At 61.3% G+C, this 21,995-nt stretch carries 17 protein-coding genes, 1 tRNA gene and 2 rRNA genes; 8 read left to right on the top strand and 12 right to left on the bottom strand.

All coding sequences use genetic code 11. From position 1 onward, the window contains the following. The first annotated feature begins 57 nt into the window (after positions 1 to 57). From ACN9MO_RS17920 to ACN9MO_RS17900, 5 genes are all read left to right on the top strand, one after another. A complete protein-coding gene (locus ACN9MO_RS17920) occupies positions 58 to 597 on the top strand; it encodes a TadE/TadG family type IV pilus assembly protein (RefSeq protein ID WP_093235394.1) in 540 nt (179 codons plus the stop codon). Positions 598 to 741: 144 nt separating this feature from the next. Continuing rightward, the gene (locus tag ACN9MO_RS17915) at positions 742 to 1,962 is read left to right on the top strand and encodes a phosphopentomutase (RefSeq protein WP_057248218.1); all 1,221 of its coding nucleotides are present in this window, start codon (positions 742 to 744) and stop codon (positions 1,960 to 1,962) included. Further along, complete coding sequence (locus ACN9MO_RS17910; protein ID WP_057247720.1) at positions 1,959 to 2,927, top strand: adenosine deaminase; 969 nt, start codon at positions 1,959 to 1,961, stop codon at positions 2,925 to 2,927. Before ACN9MO_RS17915 ends, ACN9MO_RS17910 begins: the two co-directional genes overlap by 4 nt. 221 nt (positions 2,928 to 3,148) lie before the next feature. Next, positions 3,149 to 3,778, top strand: coding sequence for a uracil phosphoribosyltransferase (gene upp, locus ACN9MO_RS17905; RefSeq protein ID WP_058324465.1), 630 nt, complete (start codon positions 3,149 to 3,151; stop codon positions 3,776 to 3,778). Positions 3,779 to 3,966: 188 nt separating this feature from the next. Further along, positions 3,967 to 4,491 (top strand): TIGR02281 family clan AA aspartic protease, encoded by a 525-nt coding sequence (locus ACN9MO_RS17900; protein ID WP_110880901.1) that lies wholly within the window; start codon positions 3,967 to 3,969, stop codon positions 4,489 to 4,491. On the opposite strand, the gene deoA is transcribed toward ACN9MO_RS17900, so the two are convergent. From deoA to ACN9MO_RS17855, 9 genes are all read right to left on the bottom strand, one after another. Next, the gene (deoA, locus tag ACN9MO_RS17895; protein ID WP_113132921.1) at positions 4,484 to 5,800 is read right to left on the bottom strand and encodes a thymidine phosphorylase; all 1,317 of its coding nucleotides are present in this window, start codon (positions 5,798 to 5,800) and stop codon (positions 4,484 to 4,486) included. The genes ACN9MO_RS17900 and deoA overlap by 8 nt on opposite strands. Further along, a complete protein-coding gene (locus tag ACN9MO_RS17890; protein WP_058328335.1) occupies positions 5,797 to 6,603 on the bottom strand; it encodes a purine-nucleoside phosphorylase in 807 nt (268 codons plus the stop codon). The genes deoA and ACN9MO_RS17890 overlap by 4 nt, the downstream gene beginning before the upstream one ends. Next, a complete protein-coding gene (locus ACN9MO_RS17885) occupies positions 6,600 to 6,992 on the bottom strand; it encodes a cytidine deaminase (RefSeq protein WP_034805117.1) in 393 nt (130 codons plus the stop codon). The genes ACN9MO_RS17890 and ACN9MO_RS17885 overlap by 4 nt, the downstream gene beginning before the upstream one ends. 4 nt (positions 6,993 to 6,996) lie before the next feature. Continuing rightward, a complete protein-coding gene (locus ACN9MO_RS17880) occupies positions 6,997 to 7,968 on the bottom strand; it encodes an ABC transporter permease (protein ID WP_057247715.1) in 972 nt (323 codons plus the stop codon). 4 nt (positions 7,969 to 7,972) lie between these two features. Continuing rightward, entirely contained in the window at positions 7,973 to 9,106 is a 1,134-nt protein-coding gene (locus ACN9MO_RS17875) for an ABC transporter permease (RefSeq protein WP_058324463.1), read from the bottom strand. Beyond that, complete coding sequence (locus tag ACN9MO_RS17870) at positions 9,103 to 10,638, bottom strand: ABC transporter ATP-binding protein (RefSeq protein WP_057247713.1); 1,536 nt, start codon at positions 10,636 to 10,638, stop codon at positions 9,103 to 9,105. The genes ACN9MO_RS17875 and ACN9MO_RS17870 overlap by 4 nt, the downstream gene beginning before the upstream one ends. A 252-nt stretch (positions 10,639 to 10,890) precedes the next feature. Next, complete coding sequence (locus tag ACN9MO_RS17865; protein ID WP_113132922.1) at positions 10,891 to 13,179, bottom strand: heavy metal translocating P-type ATPase; 2,289 nt, start codon at positions 13,177 to 13,179, stop codon at positions 10,891 to 10,893. Between the two features lie 93 nt (positions 13,180 to 13,272). Beyond that, the gene (locus ACN9MO_RS17860; RefSeq protein ID WP_112994257.1) at positions 13,273 to 14,691 is read right to left on the bottom strand and encodes a coniferyl aldehyde dehydrogenase; all 1,419 of its coding nucleotides are present in this window, start codon (positions 14,689 to 14,691) and stop codon (positions 13,273 to 13,275) included. After that, a complete protein-coding gene (locus tag ACN9MO_RS17855) occupies positions 14,675 to 15,388 on the bottom strand; it encodes a lysoplasmalogenase (RefSeq protein ID WP_112994258.1) in 714 nt (237 codons plus the stop codon). The genes ACN9MO_RS17860 and ACN9MO_RS17855 overlap by 17 nt, the downstream gene beginning before the upstream one ends. Before the next feature lie 306 nt (positions 15,389 to 15,694). Here ACN9MO_RS17855 and tnpA point away from each other — a divergent pair, with 306 nt between their 5' ends. From tnpA to tnpC, 3 genes are read left to right on the top strand one after another with little or no spacing between them, the layout of a single operon-like run. Continuing rightward, complete coding sequence (gene tnpA / locus ACN9MO_RS17850) at positions 15,695 to 16,105, top strand: IS66-like element accessory protein TnpA (RefSeq protein WP_113132924.1); 411 nt, start codon at positions 15,695 to 15,697, stop codon at positions 16,103 to 16,105. Beyond that, positions 16,102 to 16,446 carry an IS66 family insertion sequence element accessory protein TnpB gene (gene tnpB, locus ACN9MO_RS17845; RefSeq protein WP_113132925.1) on the top strand — a complete coding sequence of 115 codons (345 nt, stop codon included), beginning with the start codon at positions 16,102 to 16,104 and terminating at the stop codon, positions 16,444 to 16,446. The genes tnpA and tnpB overlap by 4 nt, the downstream gene beginning before the upstream one ends. A gap of 45 nt (positions 16,447 to 16,491) precedes the next feature. Further along, entirely contained in the window at positions 16,492 to 18,147 is a 1,656-nt protein-coding gene (gene tnpC, locus ACN9MO_RS17840) for an IS66 family transposase (protein WP_113132926.1), read from the top strand. Positions 18,148 to 18,346: 199 nt separating this feature from the next. Here tnpC and ACN9MO_RS17835 read toward each other — a convergent pair. The 3 genes from ACN9MO_RS17835 to ACN9MO_RS17825 form a co-directional block, all read right to left on the bottom strand. After that, positions 18,347 to 18,423: transfer RNA gene (locus ACN9MO_RS17835), tRNA-Met, on the bottom strand. A 304-nt stretch (positions 18,424 to 18,727) separates the two neighbouring features. After that, positions 18,728 to 18,842 (bottom strand): 5S ribosomal RNA (gene rrf, locus ACN9MO_RS17830). 148 nt (positions 18,843 to 18,990) lie between these two features. Beyond that, positions 18,991 to 21,787, bottom strand: a 23S ribosomal RNA gene (locus tag ACN9MO_RS17825). Positions 21,788 to 21,995 lie beyond the last annotated feature (208 nt).

The following is a 21,995-nucleotide window of genomic DNA, read 5'->3' as shown; positions in this document are numbered from 1 at the left end:
TTTGCCGTGAAGCAGATTGCGAAGCAAACGATCCTGCGCCTTCGGGCGGTTTCTGCCATGTTTCACGCACTGCGGCGGGACAAACGCGGCGTCGGAGCCGTTGAATTCGCGATCGTCGCACCCTTGCTGATCATAACCTATCTCGGTGCGTTCGAGCTTTCGGTCGGTTTTACGGTCGCAGGCAAGACGGCCCGCGCCGCGAGCGCCGTCGCCGACATCATCGCACAGCAATCGGAAGTCAACAAAGCCTTCCTCGCCAAGGTGCCGAATATCGCAAAGAGTATTCTCGAACCCTATGGGAACGCGAACTACACACTGAAGATCACCGGTATCGAGGTCTCAAGCACCAATGAGGGGACCGTCATTTGGTCGCGCGATCAGGCCGGCGGGGTTCCCTACAGCGTGAATTCGAAGGTCACCCTGCCCGGCCAATTCACGGCCAACAAGTCCTTTGTCATTCGCACGGAGCTGACCGTGCCGCACGAGTTGCTGCTCTACGCTCCGAGCCTTCAGGCCACGGCGAAGACGATAGACCTCTCCAAGACGGCCTACTTCCATTCGCGTCTCGCCCAAACAATAAAATGCACTGATTGCTGATCGGGCACTGATCCGGCGCAATTGCATTGCGCCGTGCGCAGCGCTATCCCTTCGGGATTGTGCGTGGCGCGCGCCTCCGGCGTCGTCGCGTTCTTCCAGAAGCTTTCGGAGCGCGATGCGAGCGCTTCCGCTGTCAGGTGCATCATGGCGCGTGCGTTTCTATTCGTTCTCGATTCCTTCGGCTTAGGCGGCGCGCCGGATGCCGAAGCCTACGGTGACCTGGGCGCCAACACGCTCGGACACATCGCCGAGTTCTGCGCCGCCGGCGCCGCAGATCGGGTTGGTTTGCGAGAAGGGCCGCTCAATCTGCCGAACATGTCCGCCCTTGGCCTTGTTCACGCAGCAAAGCTCGCCAACGGCACGATTCCCAAGGGCATGCCGGTGCCCAATCGGGTCTATGGTGCCTTTGGCGCCGCCAGCGAAGTCTCGCGCGGCAAGGACACGCCCTCCGGGCACTGGGAAATCGGCGGCACGCCGGTCATGTTCGATTGGGGTTACTTTTCGGCTGAAGGCGATGCCTTTCCGCCCGAGCTCGTCGAAACCATCTGCCGCGAAGGCAACATTCCCGGCATCCTCGGCAATTGCCATGCTTCCGGCACCGACATCATCGCCCGCCACGGCGAGGAGCACATGCGCAGCGGCAAGCCGATCTGCTACACCTCTTCGGACTCGGTCTTCCAGATCGCGGCGCATGAGCAGAGCTTCGGGCTCGATCGCCTGCTTGAGCTTTGCCAGACGGTCCGCCGCCTGGTCGACGACTACAATATCGGCCGCGTGATCGCCCGCCCCTTCGTCGGCACCAGCCCGCAGACTTTCACCCGGACCGGCAATCGCCGTGACTATTCCGTGCTGCCGCCGGAGCCGACGATCCTCGACCGGCTGACGGAAGCGGGGCGCACGGTTCACGCGATCGGCAAGATCGGCGACATCTTCGCCCACCAGGGGGTGACGAAGCTGACGAAGGCCGACGGCAATATGGCGCTCTTCGACGCAAGTCTCGCGGCCATCGACGAGGCCGAAGACGGCAGCCTGGTCTTCACCAATTTCGTCGATTTCGACATGCTCTACGGCCATCGCCGCGACGTCGCCGGTTACGCGGCAGCACTCGAAGCCTTCGATGCGCGCCTGCCGGATCTCGACCGCCGCCTGCAGCCCACCGACATCGTCATCCTCACGGCCGATCACGGCTGCGACCCGACCTGGCGCGGCACCGACCATACGCGCGAGCGGGTGCCGGTGCTGATGTTCGGACCGTCGCTGCGCAGCCGCTCGCTCGGCGTCGCCAACACCTTCGCGCATATCGGCGAATCCGTCGCCAAACATCTCGGCATCGCGCCGGGCCATCATGGGAGAAGCCTCATTTGACCGCGCATCTGAAGAAGGCGGAGCTGCATTGCCACATCGAAGGCGCGACGCCGCCTGAGCTGGCTTTAGCTCAGGCCGAGAAGTATGGCATCGACACCAGCGCGATCATCCGTGACAGGGCCTATGTCTGGGAAGACTTCACCAGCTTCGTGAAATGCTACGACGCCATCGCCTCGCTGTTTCGGACCGAGGAAGACTACGCACTGCTCGCCGAAGCCTATCTGACGGAGCTTGCCGAAGCCGGCACAATCTACAGTGAAATCATCGTTTCGCCCGACCACGGCAACACGATCGGCCTGGGCGCGAAAGCTTACCTTGAGGGCCTTGCCGCCGGCATGGAAGCCGCAAGGCAGAAGACCGGGATCGAATCGCGCATGCTGATCACAGGCATTCGCCATCTCGGCCCGGAGTCCGTAATCAAGACCGCAGAATTCGCGGCCAGGCGGGAGCATGCGCTCGTCACCGGCTTCAACCTCGCTGGCGAAGAACGCATGCACAACGTGGCCGATTTTGCCCGCGCCTTCGACATTGTACGGGACGCAGGCCTTGGCCTGACGATCCATGCGGGCGAGCTCTCCGGCGCCTTTAGTGTGCGCGACGCGCTTGACCACGTGCACCCCTCGCGCATCAGCCATGGCGTTCGGGCGATCGAAGACATGGATCTGGTGCGGCGCCTTGCCGATGCCGGAGTCGTGCTCGAAGTCTGCCCCGGCTCCAACATCTCGCTGCAGGTCTTCCCGGACTTCGCCTCGCACCCATTGCGGGCACTTTACGAGGCCGGCGTGCGCGTCACGCTCAATTCCGACGATCCACCGTTCTTCCATACGTCGCTCGCTCAGGAATACGACATCGCCTCTGCGGTGATGGGCTTCACCGACGAGGAGATCAACCGCATGACCCGCACGGCGATCGAGGCCGCCTTCGTCGACGAGCCGACGCGCCAGCGGCTGCTCGCGCGGATCTAGAGCGCCGTGCGTTCAGGTGAACGCACTTGGCTCTAGCCTATGATGCCAGAGCATCTTCCCGCTTCAAGCGATTACGCTTGAAAGCGGGATGCTCTGGAAACCGCGACGCCGGATTGCCGTCCGTCGGCTGGGGATGACGTTCTCCGGCCGGCCAATACCCTTGCGGCGACGACGCATTCCATGGAAAAAGGACGGATACAAAAAATCCGGAAAGGTGAGCCATGAACGGCGTTACAGTGATCGATCATCCGCTTGTGCAGCACAAGCTGACCATCATGCGCAAGAAGGAGACCTCAACCGCGGGTTTCCGCCGGCTTCTCCGGGAGATCTCGACGCTGCTCTGCTACGAGGTCACGCGCGATCTCGAACTGACGATGGAGCGGATCGAGACTCCGCTGGAGGAAATGGACTCGCCGGTCCTCGAGGGCAAGAAGCTTGTGTTCGCCTCGATCCTGCGCGCCGGCAACGGGCTTCTGGAAGGCATGCTCGAGCTGGTGCCTTCGGCCCGCGTCTCGCACATCGGCGTCTATCGTGACCATGAGACGCTGGAAGCGGTGGAGTATTACTTCAAGGCGCCGGAAAGCCTGTCCGAACGCCTCATCATCGTCGTCGACCCGATGCTCGCCACCGGCAACTCGTCGATCGCAGCGATCGACAAGCTGAAGGAGCGCGGCGCCAAGAACATCCGCTTCCTCTGCCTGCTGGCTGCCCCCGAGGGGATCCGCAATTTCCAGGGTGCACACCCGGACGTGCCGATCTACACGGCCTCGATCGACAGCCACCTCAACGAACTCGGATACATCATGCCCGGCCTCGGTGACGCGGGCGACCGCATGTACGGCACCAAATGATTTCCTGATCCTTAACCAGGATTGCAAATCCGTGAGAAAGCCGCCGGTATCCGGCGGCTTTTTTATGTCGTCTTAGGCGTCATGCGGTCTACTGCTCCATAGCGATCGCGCCTCCTTTTCGGGCGTGCAGACCGGTCTCCGCAGCAATTTGCGTTTGCTGCATCCGATGCCATTGAAGGGTGATGTCCATGCTCGTCCGTTTGCTCGCATTGGCAGGTTTGGCCGCACTTGCAGCCATGGTGGTTCCGCACTTGGCAACGACCGCCTTGACGCAAGGCGGTAACAAGACGGCTGCCAAGGAAGCTGCAGCCCCGCCGACGACCACGGCAAAGTATGCGGCGGGGCGGAGCGTTGTGCTCGACGCCGATGGCAGGGGCCACTTCTTTGGCACTTTCCGCATCAACGGCCGCAGCGAGCGCGGCCTGGTCGACACCGGCGCCAGCAGCATCGCCATCAACCTTTCGACCGCACGCCGGCTCGGCATTGCACCAAGCACGCTTTCCTTCACGGCTCGCGTCAATACTGCCAATGGTGTCGTCGAAGCGGCTCCGGCGATGCTGAACCGGATCGAGATCGGCGGCATATCGGTACGCGACGTTCAGGCACTGGTGCTGCCGGACAAGGCGCTCTCCGGCACGCTTATCGGCATGACGTTCCTGAACCGGCTGTCATCCTTCCGCGTCGAGGACGGTGCCCTGCACCTCGTCAGGTGATTTTCGCGAGAATCGGCGAACGCTTCGTCGGCTCGATATCATCGATCGTATAGAGTTCGTGCAGACGCCGACGGGCTACGTCCGCAGCATCCCGATCGGCCGCATGAACAAAGGCAATCAGGTCGCCCTTCTCGATCTGCGTACCGAGCGGCTTCAGCGCATCGAAGCCGACCCGATGATCGATCCTGTCATCCGGATGCGACCGTCCGCCGCCGAGCGCAATGACAGCCATGCCCAGTTCGCGGGTCTCACAGGCTGCAAGATAGCCGGACTGCTTCGCTTCGACCGGCAAGATGACCGGCGCACGCCCGAGATAGGCCACCGAGCGCTCGACGAAATCCGTCGGGCCGCCGAGCGCGTGCACCATTTTTCCGAAGCATTCGAGCGCCGCCCCGCTTGAAAGCGCCTTGCGCGCCAGCGCTTCGCCCTGTTCGGCATCACCAGCGACGCCCCCCGCCACCAACATTTCGGCAGCAAAGGCCAGGACGACCGTTTCGAGCCGAGTGCCCTTCTTCTCGCCCCGGAGGAAGGCCAGGCAATTGTCGATCTCCAACGCGTTGCCGGCGGCATCGGCCAGCGGTTCGTTCATGTCGGTCAGAAGCGCCGAGGTACGAACGCCGGCGCCGTTGGCGACATCGACCAGCGAGCGCGCAAGCACCTCCGCTTCCTTGGCATCGCTCATGAAGGAGCCATTGCCGAGCTTGACGTCGAGCACCAGCGACTGAAGGCCGGCGGCCAGCTTCTTCGACAGGATCGAGGCCGTGATCAGCGGCACGGAATCGACGGTCGCGGTCACGTCGCGGATCGCATAAAGCCGTTTGTCGGCCGGAGCGAGGTTCGCCGTCTGGCCGATGATTGCGCAGCCGATCTCGTCGACTGTCCTGCGGAATAGCGCCGCCGACGGCTGGATATCGTAGCCGGGTATCGATTCGAGCTTGTCGAGCGTGCCGCCCGTATGCCCGAGCCCGCGCCCCGAAATCATCGGCACGGCAAGGCCGCAGGCGGCGACGATCGGCGCCAGCATCAGCGAGACGTTGTCGCCAACGCCGCCGGTAGAATGCTTGTCGGCGATCGGGCGACCGATGGTGCTCCAGTCGAGTGTTTCGCCGGAGTCGCGCATCGCGAGGGTCAGGGCCACGGTCTCGTCGCGGCTCATGCCGGAAAACCAGACCGCCATGGCGAAAGCGGCGACCTGCCCTTCGGAGATCGAGCCATCCGAAAGGCCGCGGACAAAGTCCGCGATCTCGGCTGGAGCGAGGCGTTCGCCGTTGCGCTTGCGCCTGATTGTTTCCTGCGGAAGCATCGTCACCCGCGCACCGCGTCGGCTGCGATCATGTCGGCGAGGATCGCGGCAAGCCGCTTGCCACCAACCGGCGCCATGTCCTTCGTCTCGTGATGGCTGATCTCGCCCCCGGTCATGCCGGCGCCGAAATTGGTGATCACCGAAGCGGCGACGACCCTCAGCCCGAAGAAACGGGCGAGAATGACCTCCGGAACCGTGGACATGCCGACGGCATCGGCGCCAAGGATGCGGGCCATGCGGATCTCGGCCGGCGTCTCGAAACTCGGGCCGGAGAACCACATATAGACGCCGCCAAGAAGCGGAATGCCGAGGCGTTCGGCACTCTCCTGCATTCTTCCGGCGAGCTCGGCATCATAGGCATTGGTCATGCCGACGAAGCGATCGTCGCTTTCCACGCCGATCAGCGGGTTGAAGCCCGAATAGTTGATGTGATCGGAAATCCGCATCACCGATCCCGGCGGCAGATCCTCCCGCAGCGATCCTGCGGAATTGGTCAGCACCAGGCACTCAATGCCGAGCGCTTTCAGGGTTTCCAGCGGCAGGCGCATCGCGTTGGCGTCGCCCTGTTCGTAATAATGGACTCGGCCGGAGAGCATGACAACAGGAACGCCCGAGAGCGTTCCGGCGACGAGTTCGCCGGCATGGCCGGAGACGCTGCTGACCGGGAACCCTGGTATGTCGGCATAGGAAAGCCGCAGCGTTTCGTCCACGGCATCGACCAGCGAGCCGAGCCCGGAACCGAGCACGATGCCATAGCGCGGCGAAAGGCCGCCGAGCCTGGATTTCAGCAATTCAGCGGCCGCGGTCATCCGAGGATCTCGGTCTCGAAGCTGTGCGGCAGCAGGTCCGACAGCGCCAGGGTCTTCTTCACCCCGGTCTCATCACACAGGAAGATCCGCGTGCTGGCACCGGAAAATTCCGCCAGCCGCTGCCGGCAGCCGCCGCAGGGTGGGCAGAGCGCCAGCTTCTCGGCGATGACGGCCACTTCCATGATCTTGCGTTGGCCTGCCATGACCATATGGCTGATAGCGGTGGTCTCAGCGCACCACCCTTCAGGGAACGACAGGTTCTCGATGTTGGCGCCGGTATAGATCTTGCCGTCCTCGGCACGGATCGCCGCGCCGACCGGAAACTTCGAATAGGGCGCGTGCGCCTTGGCCATCGCGTCACGCGCGGCCTCGAACAGTTCCTTTTCCATGGTTCTAGCGCTCCTTGACATAGGGGACACCGCCGGCCTTCGGCGGGATGGCCTTGCCGATGAACCCGGCGAGCAGGATCACGGTCAGAATGTAGGGCAGCGCCTGCATCAACTGCACCGGCACCTGGCCGATCAGCGGCAGGGGATTGCCCTGAAGGCGGATCGCCAGCGCATCGAGGAAACCGAAGAGCAGGCAGGCCAGCATGATGTTGAACGGCCGCCATTTGGCAAAGATCAGCGCTGCGAGCGCGATGTAGCCCTTGCCAGCGGTCATTCCCTTGACGAAGCCGGCGGTCATCGCCAGCGACAGATAGGCACCGGCAAAGCCGCAGAGGATGCCGCAGCAGATAACTGCGCGATAACGCAGCCAGAGAACCGAGATGCCGGCGGTATCGACCGCGCCCGGATTTTCGCCGACGGCGCGTAAGCGCAGGCCGAAGCGGGTGCGGTAAAGGATCCACCAGCTGATTGGCACCATCGCGAAGGCGACATAGGTCAGAAGGAAATGGCCGGAAAGCAGGTCAGAATAGATCGGGCCGAGGATCGGGATCTCCCTGACGCTGTCGGCATAGGGAAAGGTGATCGTCTGGAAACGGGAACCTTCCCCGAGCGCCGGCGTGCGGCCGCCCTGGCGGAACCAGGCTTCACCGAGAATGACGGTCGAGCCGGCGACGATGAAGTTGATCGCGACACCGGAGACGATCTGGTTGCCGCGCTGGGTGATCGAGGCGTAGCCGTGCACCAACGACAGCGCGATCGAGATCAGGATCGCCGCAAGCAGCCCCATCCACACGGACTGGGTGACCGCAGCGACGGCGCCGGCCGCAAAGGCCGCACCAAGCATCTTGCCTTCAAGGCCGATGTCGAAAACGCCGGCGCGTTCGGTGAACAGCCCGGCAAGGGCTGCGAAGATCAGCGGAACGGAAACACGGATGGTGGACTCGAGGAGCACCACGATGACGTGGAAGAAATCCATGGCTTCAAGCTCCCTTGGTCTGCGTCACGACGGCCGCACGGCGGCTCTGCATCGTAAACAGCCGGGTGATTGCCGGCCGGAACATGTTTTCGAGTGCACCGGCGAAGAGAATGACCAGGCCCTGGATGATGACGATCATGTCGCGCGAGATCGACGGCATTTCAAAGGAGATCTCGGCCCCGCCCTGATAGAGCATGCCGAAGAGCACCGCGGCCGGGATGATGCCGGCCGGATGCGAGCGGCCCATCAACGCCACGGCGATGCCGACGAAGCCTGCACCTTGCACGAAGTCGAGCTGCATGCGCGCCTGTTCACCCATGATCGGGTTCAGCGCCATCATGCCCGCGAGACCACCCGAGATCATCATGGTGATAACGGTGACGCGGCTCTCGCTCATGCCCGCGTAGCGTGCCGCCGACGGGCTGTGGCCCATAGTGCGCATTTCGTATCCGAGCTTGGTACGCCAGATCAGCAGCCAGACACAGAAGGCCGCAACGAGCGCCAGCAGGAACGAGACGTTGAACGGCGCCGTACCGACGTTCAGTCCGAAGATCGCAAGCAGCCAGTCGAGCTTCGGCAATTGCCCGCCTTCGGCGAAGGTCCGCGTCTGCGGCGCCATGGAGCCGAGCGGCTTCAGGACGCGTGTCAAGAGATAGACCATCAGGCTCGACGCGATGAAATTGAACATGATGGTGGTGATGACGATGTGGCTGCCGCGCTTGGCCTGCAGCCAACCGGGCAGGAAGGCCCAGGCCGCGCCGAAGAAGGCGGACCCAAGGATCGCCAGCGGGAACACCACGAACCAGGGCATCGTCTGATCGAGCCAGAGGCAGGCGAGCGCCACGCCAATGCCGCCAACATAGGCCTGGCCTTCGCCGCCAATGTTGAAGAGGCCGGCATGGAAGGCGACGGCGACGGCAAGACCGGTGAAGATGAAGGTGGTGGCGTAGTAGAGCGTGAAGCCCAAATACTCGCCTCGGCCGAAGGCACCGTTGATCAGATGATAGGCCGCTTCCAGGGGATTTTCGCCGACGAGCAGCACCACGAGGCCGGCAACGAGGAAGGCGACCGCGAGGTTGATCAGCGGGATGAGGCCATATTCGACCCAGCCCGGGAGCTTAGCATAAGGGGTGCTCATTCTGCGGCCTCCTTGCGGCCTTCTACACCGGCCATCAGGAGGCCGAGTTCGCCCTCGGTCGCATCAGGATCGCGCTCGCCGACGACACGGCCGGCGAACATGACCAGAATGCGGTCCGACAGGGCGCGGATTTCATCGAGCTCGACGGAGACCAGAAGGACAGCCTTGCCCTGGTCGCGCATCTCGATGATCCGCTTATGGATGAATTCGATGGCGCCGACGTCGACGCCGCGCGTCGGCTGACCGATGATCAGCACGTCAGGCCCGCGCTCCATCTCGCGTGCCAGCACGATCTTCTGCTGGTTGCCGCCGGAGAAATTCGCGGTCTTCAAGCGTGGGTTCGGCGGGCGGATGTCGTATTCGCCGATGCGCTTCTCGGCGTCCTTGCGAATCGCATCAACGTCGAGGAAGACGCCGTTGAGATAGCGCTTGTCATGGTGATAGCCGAGGATGGCGTTTTCGCATTCTTCGAACTTCAGGACGAGGCCGACATGGTGGCGGTCTTCCGGAACATGGGCGAGACCACGATCACGCAGCTCGGAGGGGTCGGCGCGCCCGGTGACATCGATCGGTTTGCCGTTCAGGAGCACGGAGCCGGAAACGGCGCGGCGGATGCCGGAGATCGCTTCCAGCAGTTCCGACTGGCCGTTGCCGGCAACACCGGCGATGCCGACAATCTCGCCAGCCCGCAGATTGAACGAGACATTGTCGACCATGGTAACCCCACGGCCATCCTTGACGGTCAACCCCTCGACGGCGAGCTTGACCTCGCCGGGCTTGGCTTCGCCTTTCTCCACACGCAAGAGCACGCGGCGCCCGACCATGAGCTCGGCGAGCTCTTCGACCGACGTTTCGGCCGTCGTGCGGGTCGCCACCATCTCGCCGCGGCGCATGACCGAAACCTCGTCGGTGATCGCCATGATCTCGCGCAGCTTGTGGGTGATCAGAATGACGGTCTTGCCCTGGCTCTTCAATTGCTCGAGCACGCGGAAGAGGTGATCGGCCTCGGCCGGCGTCAAGACGCCCGTCGGCTCGTCCAAAATCAGGATATCGGCCCGGCGATAGAGCGCCTTCAGGATCTCGACGCGCTGCTGCAGACCGACCGGCAACTCCTCGATGACGGCGTCCGGATCGACTTCCAACGCGTATTCGCGCTCCAGCCGTTTCAACTCGACGCGCGCCTTGGCAATGCCCTTGTTGAGGATCTGGCTGTCCTCGGCGCCAAGCATGATGTTTTCCAGAACAGTGAAGTTCTCGACCAGCATGAAGTGCTGGTGGACCATGCCGATGCCGGCGGCGATCGCCGCGTTCGGATCACGGATGGCAACGGGTTTGCCGTCGACGAGGATCTCGCCGCTGTCGGCCTGATAGAAGCCGTAGAGGATCGACATCAGGGTCGATTTCCCCGCACCGTTTTCGCCAATGATGCCGTGGATCGTCCCTTTGCGGACCTTCAGATTGATGTTCTTGTTGGCGTGGACCGGGCCGAAACTTTTGTCGATCCCACGCAGTTCGATGGCAATATTGTCCATATTGGCCTTGCGATCCCCAAACTGGCCCGCTTCGGCATTCTTCCCAGAAACCGTGCCGGCGATTTTTTTACCATTTGGTATAAGTTTATCATCGATTTTTCGGGGCGGAAGCCCTCAATCGAGTTCTCCTTATACTCTATACTCTCATCAGATCGCTGGTGAGAGTCCAGCGTGAATATACACAGGCGCCTGGACGCGAAAAACCGGCGACACCATGTGCCGCCGGTCGTCTTTTTGAGGCATTTTAGCTGTTCAAGCGGCTCGCAACGGCCGAAGCAGACGCAGAGCGTTCATGGTAACGAGCACTGTGGCGCCGGTGTCGGCCAGGATGGCGGGCCAAAGGCCGGTGACACCGATGATCGTCGTCACCAGGAAGACCGCCTTCAGGCCGAGCGCGATGGTGATGTTCTCAACGATATTGCGCATGGTGGCGCGGGACAGCCGGATCATCGCCGCCACATCGCCCACCCGGCCATGCAGGACCGCTGCATCGGCTGTCTCAAGGGCAACATCGGTGCCGCCGCCCATGGCAATGCCGATGTCGGCCGCCGCCAGCGCCGGCGCGTCGTTGATGCCGTCGCCGATCTTGGCGACGTTGAAGCCCTCGGCCTTCAGTTCACGGACGATGCGTTGCTTGTCCTCGGGCAGGAGCTCGGCGCGAACCTCCATGCCGAACTGGCGGCCGATTGCTTCCGCCGTGCGGCGGTTGTCACCGGTCAGCATGACGACGCGCAGACCAGCATCGGTCAGCGCCTTCACGCCGGCGGCCGCATCCGGCCGCGGCTCGTCGCGCATGGCAATGGCACCAGCAATCACGCCACCGGCCGCCAGCACCGAAACCGTCTTGCCTTCGTCGTTGAGCGCCGAAACACGCGCCGTCTCAGCCGCCGTCATCGGTGCCCGCTCAGCGGCCGCCTTTGGCGAGCCGAAGAACAATGCGACGCCCTCGACTGACCCTTCGAGCCCCTTGCCGCCGACCGCATTTACGGTCGCGATATTGGGGACGACAAGGCCGTCAGCTGCGCTCCGCTCCAAGATGGCGCGGGCAAGCGGATGGCTCGATCCCTGCTCGAGTGCCGCCGCCAGGCACAGAACCTCGGTCTCCGATCGGCCGAAGCCGACAATGTCGGTCACCTTCGGCTTGCCTTCGGTGAGCGTGCCGGTCTTGTCGAAGGCGGCGGCGGTCACCTTGCCGACATTCTCGAGCACTGCGCCGCCCTTCATCAGCAGGCCGCGCCGGGCGCCAGCCGAAAGGCTGGCAGCGATCGCAGCCGGCGTCGAGATAACCAGAGCGCAAGGGCAGCCGATCAGGAGGATCGCGAGGCCCTTGTAGATCCATTCGTCCCAGGCGCCGCCCCATAGAAGCGGCGGCAGCACGGCGACCAGCGCCGCAACCACGACGACACCTGGCGTATAGTACCGCGAGAAGCGATCGATGAAGCGCTCGGTCGGCGCCTTGCTTTCCTGTGCTTCCTCCACCAGGCGGACAATCCGCGCGATGGTGTTGTCCGCAGCAGCGGCCGTCACTCGCACGCGCAGCGCACCGGAACCATTGACGGTGCCCGCAACGACGGTGTCGTCGACCTCCTTGCGCACCGGCGTGCTCTCGCCGGTCACTGGCGCCTCGTCAACGGCGCTCTCGCCTGACAGTACTACACCATCGGCCGGAATCCGGTCGCCGGGACGAACGAGAATGACAGCGCCGACACTGGGCGTCTCGGCGGGAACTTCGTCCAGCCGGCCCTCCCGCTCGACGAAGGCGGTCTTTGGAACGAGTGCTGTCAGCGACTGGATGCTGGCGCGCGCCTTGCCGGCCGCTACGCCCTCCAGCAACTCGCCGATCAGGAAGAGCAGCACCACCATCGCCGCTTCTTCGGTCGCCCCGATGAAGACCGCGCCAACGGCAGCGAGCGTCATCAGCATCTCGATCGAAAACGGCGTGCCCATGGTGGCAGCGGCAAGGGCGCGGCGCGCGATCGGCAACAGGCCGACCAGCATGGCCAGCGTGAAGATCCAGGGCTCTGTGGCCGGAACCATCTTGCCGACCGCGTAGGCGGCGATCAGCGCCAGGCCGCTGGCGATCGTCAGCTTGCCCTTACCCGATTTCCACCACGGGCCGCTCGCCGGGCCATGGTCATGGCCATGAAGGCCCATTGCCGCAGCCGCTGCGTCTTCGCCCTTCTGTGCGGCGTGGCCCTCATCGTGATGATCGTGGCGGTCGTGGTGATGCCCATGATCGCGGTCGTGGTCATGATCGTGGCCATGGTCATGGCCGGAGCACACATGCGCTGCTTTCCGTTCCAGCGTCTGGCCAGCATTGATCGGATGCAGACGATATCCCAGCTTTCCGACTTTGCTGACGATCGATGTCGCGAGATCATTCTCATCGGCAAATTTTACCGACATCGTGCCTGCCGATACGGAGACCGAAACGTCCTCGACGCCTGACAGCCTGCGTACCGCCGTATCGATCTTGGTCGCGCAGGATGCGCAATCCATGCCTTCGACGCGATAACGGGCTTCTCGAATAGTGCTCGCCATGACCTGCTCCTTGCAATCTTGAAGCAAGGCTACGACCTCTAGCAACTAGAGCTACAAGGCGAAATTGCAGCGCGCATGCAGTTTTTTTGGCAGCTATCGCGAAAGGAAACGGATCACCCAGTCGGCGATGCCTTTATAGGGCGGTTTCACCAGGTCGCTCGGCGCCGGATCGTATTTCCGCAAGATCGGCATTGCCTTGGAGAATGTCAGGAATCCGTCGCGCCCGTGATAGTGTCCCATTCCGCTGGCGCCGACGCCGCCGAACGGCAGGTCGTTGCAGCCGAACTGGTAGAGCGTGTCGTTGATGCAGACGCCACCGGCGACGACGCGCGAGAGCATGGCTTCGATTTCGGCCTCGCTGCGCGTGAAGCAATAAAGCGCCAGCGGACGGTCATGGCCGAGCACATGGCCGATCGCCGCGTCGATCGAAGCGTAGCTGACAACAGGCAGGATCGGGCCGAAGATCTCCTCGCCCATGACGGCGCTGTCGCGATCCGGATCGAGGATGACTGTCGGCGGGAGAAAGCGTGGGCGTCCGGGCGCGTCCTGTGTCCCATCGAGAAGCGGGACCACCCTGTGGCCGCGCCGATCGGCATCGGCGATCAGCCGTTTCAGACGTTCGTGCTGGCCGGCATTGACGATCTCCGTGTAATCGTCGAAGCGACGCTTTGCCGGATAACGCGTGGCGATTTCCTGCTTCAGCAAGTCCACGAAGGCATCGCGTCTGCTCTCATGAATCAGAACGTAGTCGGGCGCGATGCAGGTCTGTCCGGCATTGAAGAACTTGCCGGTCGTAACACGCCTTGCGGCTTTTGCGAGATCGGCGGTTTCTCCGATGATCGCCGGCGACTTGCCGCCGAGCTCGAGCGTTACCGGCGTCAGGTTTTGCGCGGCTGCCGCCATCACCTTGCGCCCGACGGCGGTCGAGCCGGTGAAGAACAGATGATCGAAGGGAAGAGCCGAGAAACTGGCGGAAAGCTCGGGGCCGCCAAGCGCGACCGCCACCCGCGACGTGGGAAAGACCTCGGCAAGCAGCGACCGCAGGAACTCTGCCGTTTTCGGCGTATGCTCCGAGGGCTTCAGGTAGACATGGTTGCCGGCAGCAATCGCCGCGACCAGGGGCGCGAGCGCCAGATTGACCGGGTAGTTCCACGGCGAGATGATGCCGACGACGCCAAGCGGCACGAAGCGCACTTCTGCCTTGGCCGGCCAGAGCTTCCATCCGGCTTTCCGCTGCTCCGGCCGGACCCAGCGCTTGAGTTTCGCCAGCGTGTGATCGATCTCGGAAAGCACGACGCCGCCCTCGCCCAGCAGCGTTTCATGCCGGGCGCGATGGCCGAAATCCGCATTGATCGCTTCGCACATCTCGTCCTTGCGGGCGCGCAGCCGATCCTTGAGCCGGCTCAGGTCGTCACGTCGTTGCTCGGTGGTTGGACGCTGTTCCAGCCATGCGCCGCGCAGCCGGTCCAAGGTGGAGCGAAGCTGCGCGGATGAGTTATCGTTTGCTGTCATGGGCTTGCGTCGAACGGGCGAAGAAATACTGGGCGGCATAATAGGTGCCGAGCACCCAGAGTGCGTTGTAGGGGATCTGCCAGCGGAAGCGGCCATAGGCAAGCAGCGTGTCGCTGATCATGAACAGTAGGCCGCCATAGGCGGCAAACCGCGCGGTTGCCTGCGCCGGCGTTCCCGAGAACTGCCTTAGGCGGCAAATGGCCTGGGCGGCCATGGCGCCGAGCGCCAATGCGTAGATGATGACTGGGATGCGCATCTCCGGCGGCAGGGACGTCCAGAGGCCAGCGACGACGGCAAAGGCGATCAGAGCGAAAGCACCGAACAGCCCGGGATGGGCCGCAAATTTGGCATCGCGGGTGAGTGCGAAGATGTAGGCGCAATGGGTCAGCAGGAAGCAGATCAACCCGGCGAGGAAATAATCGCCGGGCAGCATCAGAAACGTGTCGCCGGCCGCGGCAAAAAGCAGGCCGATGGCGACTGCCATGCCGTAGGTGCGTGACGAGGCCGGGCTGTTGCGCAGGACCACGACGAAAAGCAACAAGGCCGCCGTCGGCTTCGTCAGATAGTGCAACCAGCGCCAAGGGGACTCGTCTGAAGCGGCAAGCAGACTGCCGAGGATCGCCAGCCCGGCGCAAACGAGAAAGAGTGCGTAGACCAGTCGGGTTCGCTCGATACCCAAAGTCCCCTGATAGGCCATGCTCGCGAATCCCCCCGCCATTTTCGGAGCCTGGTGCGACTCCCTTTTGATTATGGCGATAGTTTCTATTTTCGAGAGCTTGTCCAGCTGCATCGCGCAGAGCGGGTGCCTGGAGGGGCCGATCAGCAGGATGTGCTTCGCTGTCGTGCACTCTGCCCATACGCTTGCTTCTACTTGCTTGGCCACCCAGCGACGTCAGGTTTCATTGGTCAAAACACAACAATCGCCGTAAGCCTCCGGTGAAGGCCGTCTTGTGAGGTGATACCAAACATCGGAAGTCCTAGTGCTAGCACTAGGAGTAGTCATATGACGAAGCATCCGATTGAAGTGATCACGTCCGTCGAGCGCCGGCGGCGCTGGTCCCGCGACGACAAGGAACGCCTCGTCGCTGCCTGCCTTGAACCGGGCGCAGTGCTCTCCGAGATCGCCCGCGCCGCCGGGATCCACGTCAGTCAGCTCTTCCGTTGGCGCAAGGAGTTTTGTCGTATTGAGGAGCCGTCCATGCAGACGGCGAACACGTTGGTGCCTGTAATCGTGTCGGAGGCCACACCTGCAACCCAACCCGTTGTCTCGGAACCGTCGGTCCCATCGCATTCTCGTCGGAAGCGCAGCGATGTGACGATTGAACTGGGACGAGGTCGACGTGTCCGGGTAGACAGCGACATCGACACCGAGGCGCTGGGTCGCATTCTCGACGTCGTGCTGGCTCGGCGATGATCGCGGTCCCGACTGGTGTGAAGGTCTGGTTGGCGACGGGCCATACCGACATGCGCAAAGGCTTCCCTGGTCTGTCGCTGATGCAAGAGACGCTGAAGCGCGATCCGATGTGCGGCCATTTGTTCGTGTTTCGCGGTCGCGGTGGAGGTCTGCTCAAAGTGATCTGGCATGACGGGCAAGGCGCCTGTCTGTTCACAAAGAAGCTGGAACGCGGCCGTTTCATCTGGCCGTCGGCAGCCGACGGCACGGTGGTGATTACGCCGGCGCAGCTCGGTTATCTGTTGGAAGGCATCGACTGGCGGATGCCGCAAAAGACTTGGCGTCCGACGTCGGCAGGATAAGCAAAACCACTGGCATGGCGGGATCGAATATGATTCCATCCTGCCATGAACGGCGCGCCTGATGAACTTACGAACGACCTTGCCAGGGCGCTTGCACTGCTGGCTGAGGAGCGTACCCGGCGCGTCGCTGCCGAGGCAGAAGCCGCGACCGCCAAGGCGCAAGCCGCCAGCGCAAAGGCGCTCGTGTCGCATTCCGAAGCACTGATCGCGCGGCTGAAGTTGGAGATCGAGAAGGTTCGTCGAGAACTTTACGGCAGCCGCTCAGAACGCAAGGCGCGGCTCCTTGAACAGATGGAGCTGCAGCTCGAGGAACTCGAAGCCGACGCTGGCGAAGACGAACTGGCGGCGGAGATCGCAGCCAAGGCCTCGGCAGTCCGGGCCTTCGAGCGCAAGCGCCCGTCACGGAAGCCGTTTCCCGAACATCTCCCGCGCGAACGGGTCGTTATCGCGGCTCCGACAAGCTGCTCCTGCTGCGGTTCGGCCAGGTTGTCGAAGCTCGGCGAGGACATCACGGAGACGCTGGAGGTCATCCCGCGCCAGTGGAAAGTGATCCAGACAGTGCGGGAGAAGTTCTCCTGCCGCGAATGCGAGAAGATTACCCAACCACCAGCCCCCTTCCATGTGACGCCGCGCGGCTTTGTCGGGCCAAACTTGCTGGCAATGATCCTGTTTGAGAAGTTCGCCCAACATCAGCCGCTGAACCGGCAGAGTGAGCGCTATGCCCGCGAAGGGGTTGATCTTAGCCTGTCGACGCTGGCCGACCAGGTCGGCGCTTGTGCGGCAGCGCTCAAGCCCATTCATTCACTGATCGAGGCGCATGTTTTGGCTGCCGAGCGGGTGCATGGCGATGACACGACAGTGCCGATCCTAGCGAGGGGCAAGACCGATACCGGCCGGATATGGACCTATGTCCGGGATGACCGGCCTTTCGGCGGGCAGTCTCCGCCGGCGGCACTCTATTATGCTTCGCGAGACCGGCGACAGGAGCACCCCGAACGTCACTTGAAGACCTTCACCGGCATTCTTCAGGCGGATGCCTATGGCGGCTACAATCCATTGTTCAAGGTTGATCGCGATCCCGGTCCGCTGACGCAGGCGCTCTGCTGGTCGCACGCGAGGCGCAAGTTCTTCGTGCTGGCCGACATCGCCACGAATGCCAAGCGCGGAAAGAACGCCGCGCCGATCTCGCCGATGGCATTTGAAGCCGTCAAACGGATGGATGCCCTGTTCGACATCGAGCGGGAGATCAACGGACTTGCCGCCGACCAACGCCTGGAGCGTCGACGCAGGGACAGCCTGCCGCTCGTCGGCGACCTGCGCGACTGGCTTCAAACCGAGCGGGCAAAACTGTCGCGCAGTTCCCCAGTCTCTGAGCCGATCGATTACATGCTCAAGCGTTGGGACGGCTTCACGTCCTTCCTCGACGACGGCCGGATTTGCCTGACCAACAATGCAGCCGAACGGGCATTGCGAGGCTTTGCACTTGGAAGGAAGTCATGGCTCTTCGCCGGATCGGATCGTGGTGCTGAGCGTGCCGCCTTCATGGCGACGCTGATCATGAGTGCTAAGCTCAACGATATCGATCCGCAGGCCTGGCTTGCCGACGTCCTCGCCAACATTGCGGACACGCCGGTCAGCAGGCTGCAGCAATTGCTTCCGTGGAATTGGACACCAAAGGCTCTGAACGCTCAGGCCGCATGACCTGCGGCCTTCACCGGATGCTCACCAATCGCCGCTGGCTAGAAGGGGTTGGTCAAGTGTCTGGCATCGCGTCGCGGTTTGCCGTTTCAGCGCGCTTTATGCTTGCGGGCGTGGTGGTTTCGCGTGGTGACGGTGGTTTTGGTGGTTGAGAAACGCCAAAAAAGCCCGGCGGATTTCTCCGCGCGGGCTTTTGAGTGTTTGGTTGCGGGGGCAGGATTTGAACCTGCGGCCTTCAGGTTATGAGCCTGACGAGCTACCGGGCTGCTCCACCCCGCGCCATCTAGGTAAACCGCTAAGCGGTTTATCCGTCATCGCGGTAAATCCCTATGGGATTTATCCGCTCTTTCCGGGTTTTGCCGAAGGCAAAATCCCGTTTAATCCGGTCCGAGTTTTGCGAAGCAAAATCTCGTTGTTTGTCTCTGCCGAGCAAATCCGTGAGGATTTGTCTCGCGTAAGGGACGCACTGATTATTTTCAGCCTAGCAAAACAAAAGGGCCGCTTGGTGGCGGCCCGTGTTCGGCAGGGCCGAGACAGAAGAGAAGAAGATCGTTTTCGGTTTTGTTTCTCTTGCGTTTTGCAGACCTGGCAGCGACCTACTCTCCCGCGTCTTAAGACGAAGTACCATCGGCGCTGGGGCGTTTCACGGCCGTGTTCGGAATGGGAACGGGTGCAGCCACCCCGCCAGAACCACCAGGTCGGCAAAGCGCAAGATTTGCGCCTAGCTTGGCGCAAACCGAATGAGAAGCTGGTTGAAGTTTTCACTTCAGTTGTTTTGAACACGTCACTCATCTCAAGGCGAATGCAAAAGCATTCGTCCGAACGTGATGAGCACAAGCAATGGGAACGATCAAGCCAATCGAACGATTAGTACTGGTAAGCTTCATGCGTTGCCGCACTTCCACACCCAGCCTATCAACGTGGTCGTCTTCCACGGTTCTCAAGGGAATACTCGTTTTCAGGTTGGTTTCCCGCTTAGATGCCTTCAGCGGTTATCCATTCCATATATAGCTACCCTGCTATGCCCTTGGCAGGACAACAGGTCCACCAGAGATATGTCCATCCCGGTCCTCTCGTACTAGGGACAGATCCTGTCAATATTCCTACACCCACGGCAGATAGGGACCGAACTGTCTCACGACGTTCTGAACCCAGCTCACGTACCGCTTTAATTGGCGAACAGCCAAACCCTTGGGACCTGCTCCAGCCCCAGGATGCGATGAGCCGACATCGAGGTGCCAAACAACCCCGTCGATATGGACTCTTGGGGGTCATCAGCCTGTTATCCCCGGCGTACCTTTTATCCGTTGAGCGATGGCCCTTCCACGCGGGACCACCGGATCACTATGACCGACTTTCGTCTCTGCTCGACTTGTCAGTCTCGCAGTCAGGCGGGCTTATGCCATTGCACTCGACGACCGATTTCCGACCGGTCTGAGCCCACCATCGCGCGCCTCCGTTACTCTTTCGGAGGCGACCGCCCCAGTCAAACTACCCACCATACACTGTCCCGGATCCGGATAACGGACCGCGGTTAGACATCCATGACGATAAGGGTGGTATTTCAAGGATGGCTCCACAAGAACTGGCGTCCCTGCTTCAAAGCCTACCACCTATCCTACACATGCCGACACGAATGCCAGTGTAAAGCTATAGTAAAGGTGCACGGGGTCTTTCCGTCTGACCGCAGGAACCCCGCATCTTCACGGGGAATTCAATTTCACTGAGTCTATGCTGGAGACAGCGGGGAAGTCGTTACGCCATTCGTGCAGGTCGGAACTTACCCGACAAGGAATTTCGCTACCTTAGGACCGTTATAGTTACGGCCGCCGTTTACTGGGGCTTCGATTCAGAGCTTGCACCCCTCCTCTTAACCTTCCAGCACCGGGCAGGCGTCAGACCCTATACGTCGTCTTGCGACTTCGCAGAGCCCTGTGTTTTTGATAAACAGTCGCTACCCCCTGGTCTGTGCCACCCCATCTGACTTGCGTCAAAAAGGGTCACGCTTCTTCCGAAGTTACGCGTGCAATTTGCCGAGTTCCTTCAGCATAGTTCTCTCAAGCGCCTTGGTATACTCTACCTGACCACCTGTGTCGGTTTCGGGTACGGTCTATAATGGTGGAGCTATTTCCTGGAACCGCGTCCCCGCCTGGACAATCCAATAAGTCCAAACAAGTTAAGCGATCCGTCACTACCACCAGGCCCACGAATATTAACGTGGTTCCCATCGACTACGCGTGTCCGCCTCGTCTTAGGGGCCGGCTAACCCTGCTCAGATTAACTTTAAGCAGGAACCCTTGGTCTTTCGGCGAGAGGGTCTCTCACCCTCTTTATCGTTACTCATGTCAACATTCGCACTTCCGATACCTCCAGGACCCCTCACGGGTATCCCTTCACAGGCTTACGGAACGCTCCGCTACCACACGTCTTGCGACGTATCCTCAGCTTCGGTGCATGGCTTTAGCCCCGTTACATTTTCGGCGCAAAGACCCTTAATTAGACCAGTGAGCTGTTACGCTTTCTTTAAATGATGGCTGCTTCTAAGCCAACATCCTGGTTGTTTTGGGATCCTCACATCCTTTCCCACTTAGCCATGACTTGGGGACCTTAGCTGGAGGTCAGGGTTGTTGCCCTTTTCACGACGGACGTTAGCACCCGCCGTGTGTCTGCCGACTAGTACTCCTCGGTATTCGGAGTTTGGTTAGGATCAGTAAGACGGTGAGTCCCCATAGCCCATCCAGTGCTCTACCCCCGAGGGTATTCGGTCGACGCACTACCTAAATAGTTTTCGCGGAGAACCAGCTATTTCCGAGTTTGATTGGCCTTTCACCCCTAACCACAAGTCATCCCAATCTATTGCAACAGATGCGGGTTCGGTCCTCCAGTTGGTGTTACCCAACCTTCAACCTGCTCATGGCTAGATCACTCGGTTTCGGGTCTAATGCGACGAACTGAACGCCCTGTTCAGACTCGCTTTCGCTGCGCCTTCACCTATCGGCTTAAGCTTGCTCGTCACACTAAGTCGTTGACCCATTATACAAAAGGTACGCTGTCACCCTTGCGGGCTCCAACTGTTTGTAGGCATCCGGTTTCAGGTTCTATTTCACTCCCCTTGTCGGGGTGCTTTTCACCTTTCCCTCACGGTACTTGTTCGCTATCGGTCATGCACGAGTACTTAGGCTTGGAGAGTGGTCTCCCCATGTTCAGACAGGATTTCACGTGTCCCGCCTTACTCAAGGACACTGAGTGTTCTACGTGTAAGGGGCTATCACCCTCTACGGCCGACCTTTCCATGTCGTTCCACTTTATTCCTCAGTGCCACTGGCCTGGTCCGCGTTCGCTCGCCACTACTTGCGGAGTCTCGGTTGATGTCCTTTCCTGCAGGTACTTAGATGTTTCAGTTCCCTGCGTTCGCTTCTTACCCCTATGTATTCAGAGTAAGATACCTTTAAACAATACTTGGAAACCTAAGCCGTACTTGCGTACGACTTAAATTTTCCAAGCATTTAAGGTGGGTTCCCCCATTCGGAGATCCATGGATCAAAGCTCATTCGCAGCTCCCCACGGCTTATCGCAGCGTATCACGTCCTTCATCGCCTGTGCATGCCAAGGCATCCACCAAATGCCCTTCTTTCACTTGATCGTTCTCATTGCCAATGCTCATCCATTAGCCGTCGTCCCGAAGGGACGCGGCAGAAAGGGTTACCTTTTACAACCCAATCCTTATGAGATGCCATCGACGTGTTCGATACGGTCGCTTTATTGGAACCACGCCGAGCGGTTCACTTGCGCCATATCTTAAGACCAGCTTCTCGAGATCTGTCCGGTGATGCGCGGTCAGGCAACACCAA

The organism is Ensifer sp. R-19 (assembly GCF_049905105.1).
In the GTDB taxonomy this organism is placed as follows: domain Bacteria; phylum Pseudomonadota; class Alphaproteobacteria; order Rhizobiales; family Rhizobiaceae; genus Ensifer.
Note: the sequence above shows the minus strand (reverse complement) of the source record. Positions and strands in the feature narration are given on the sequence as shown.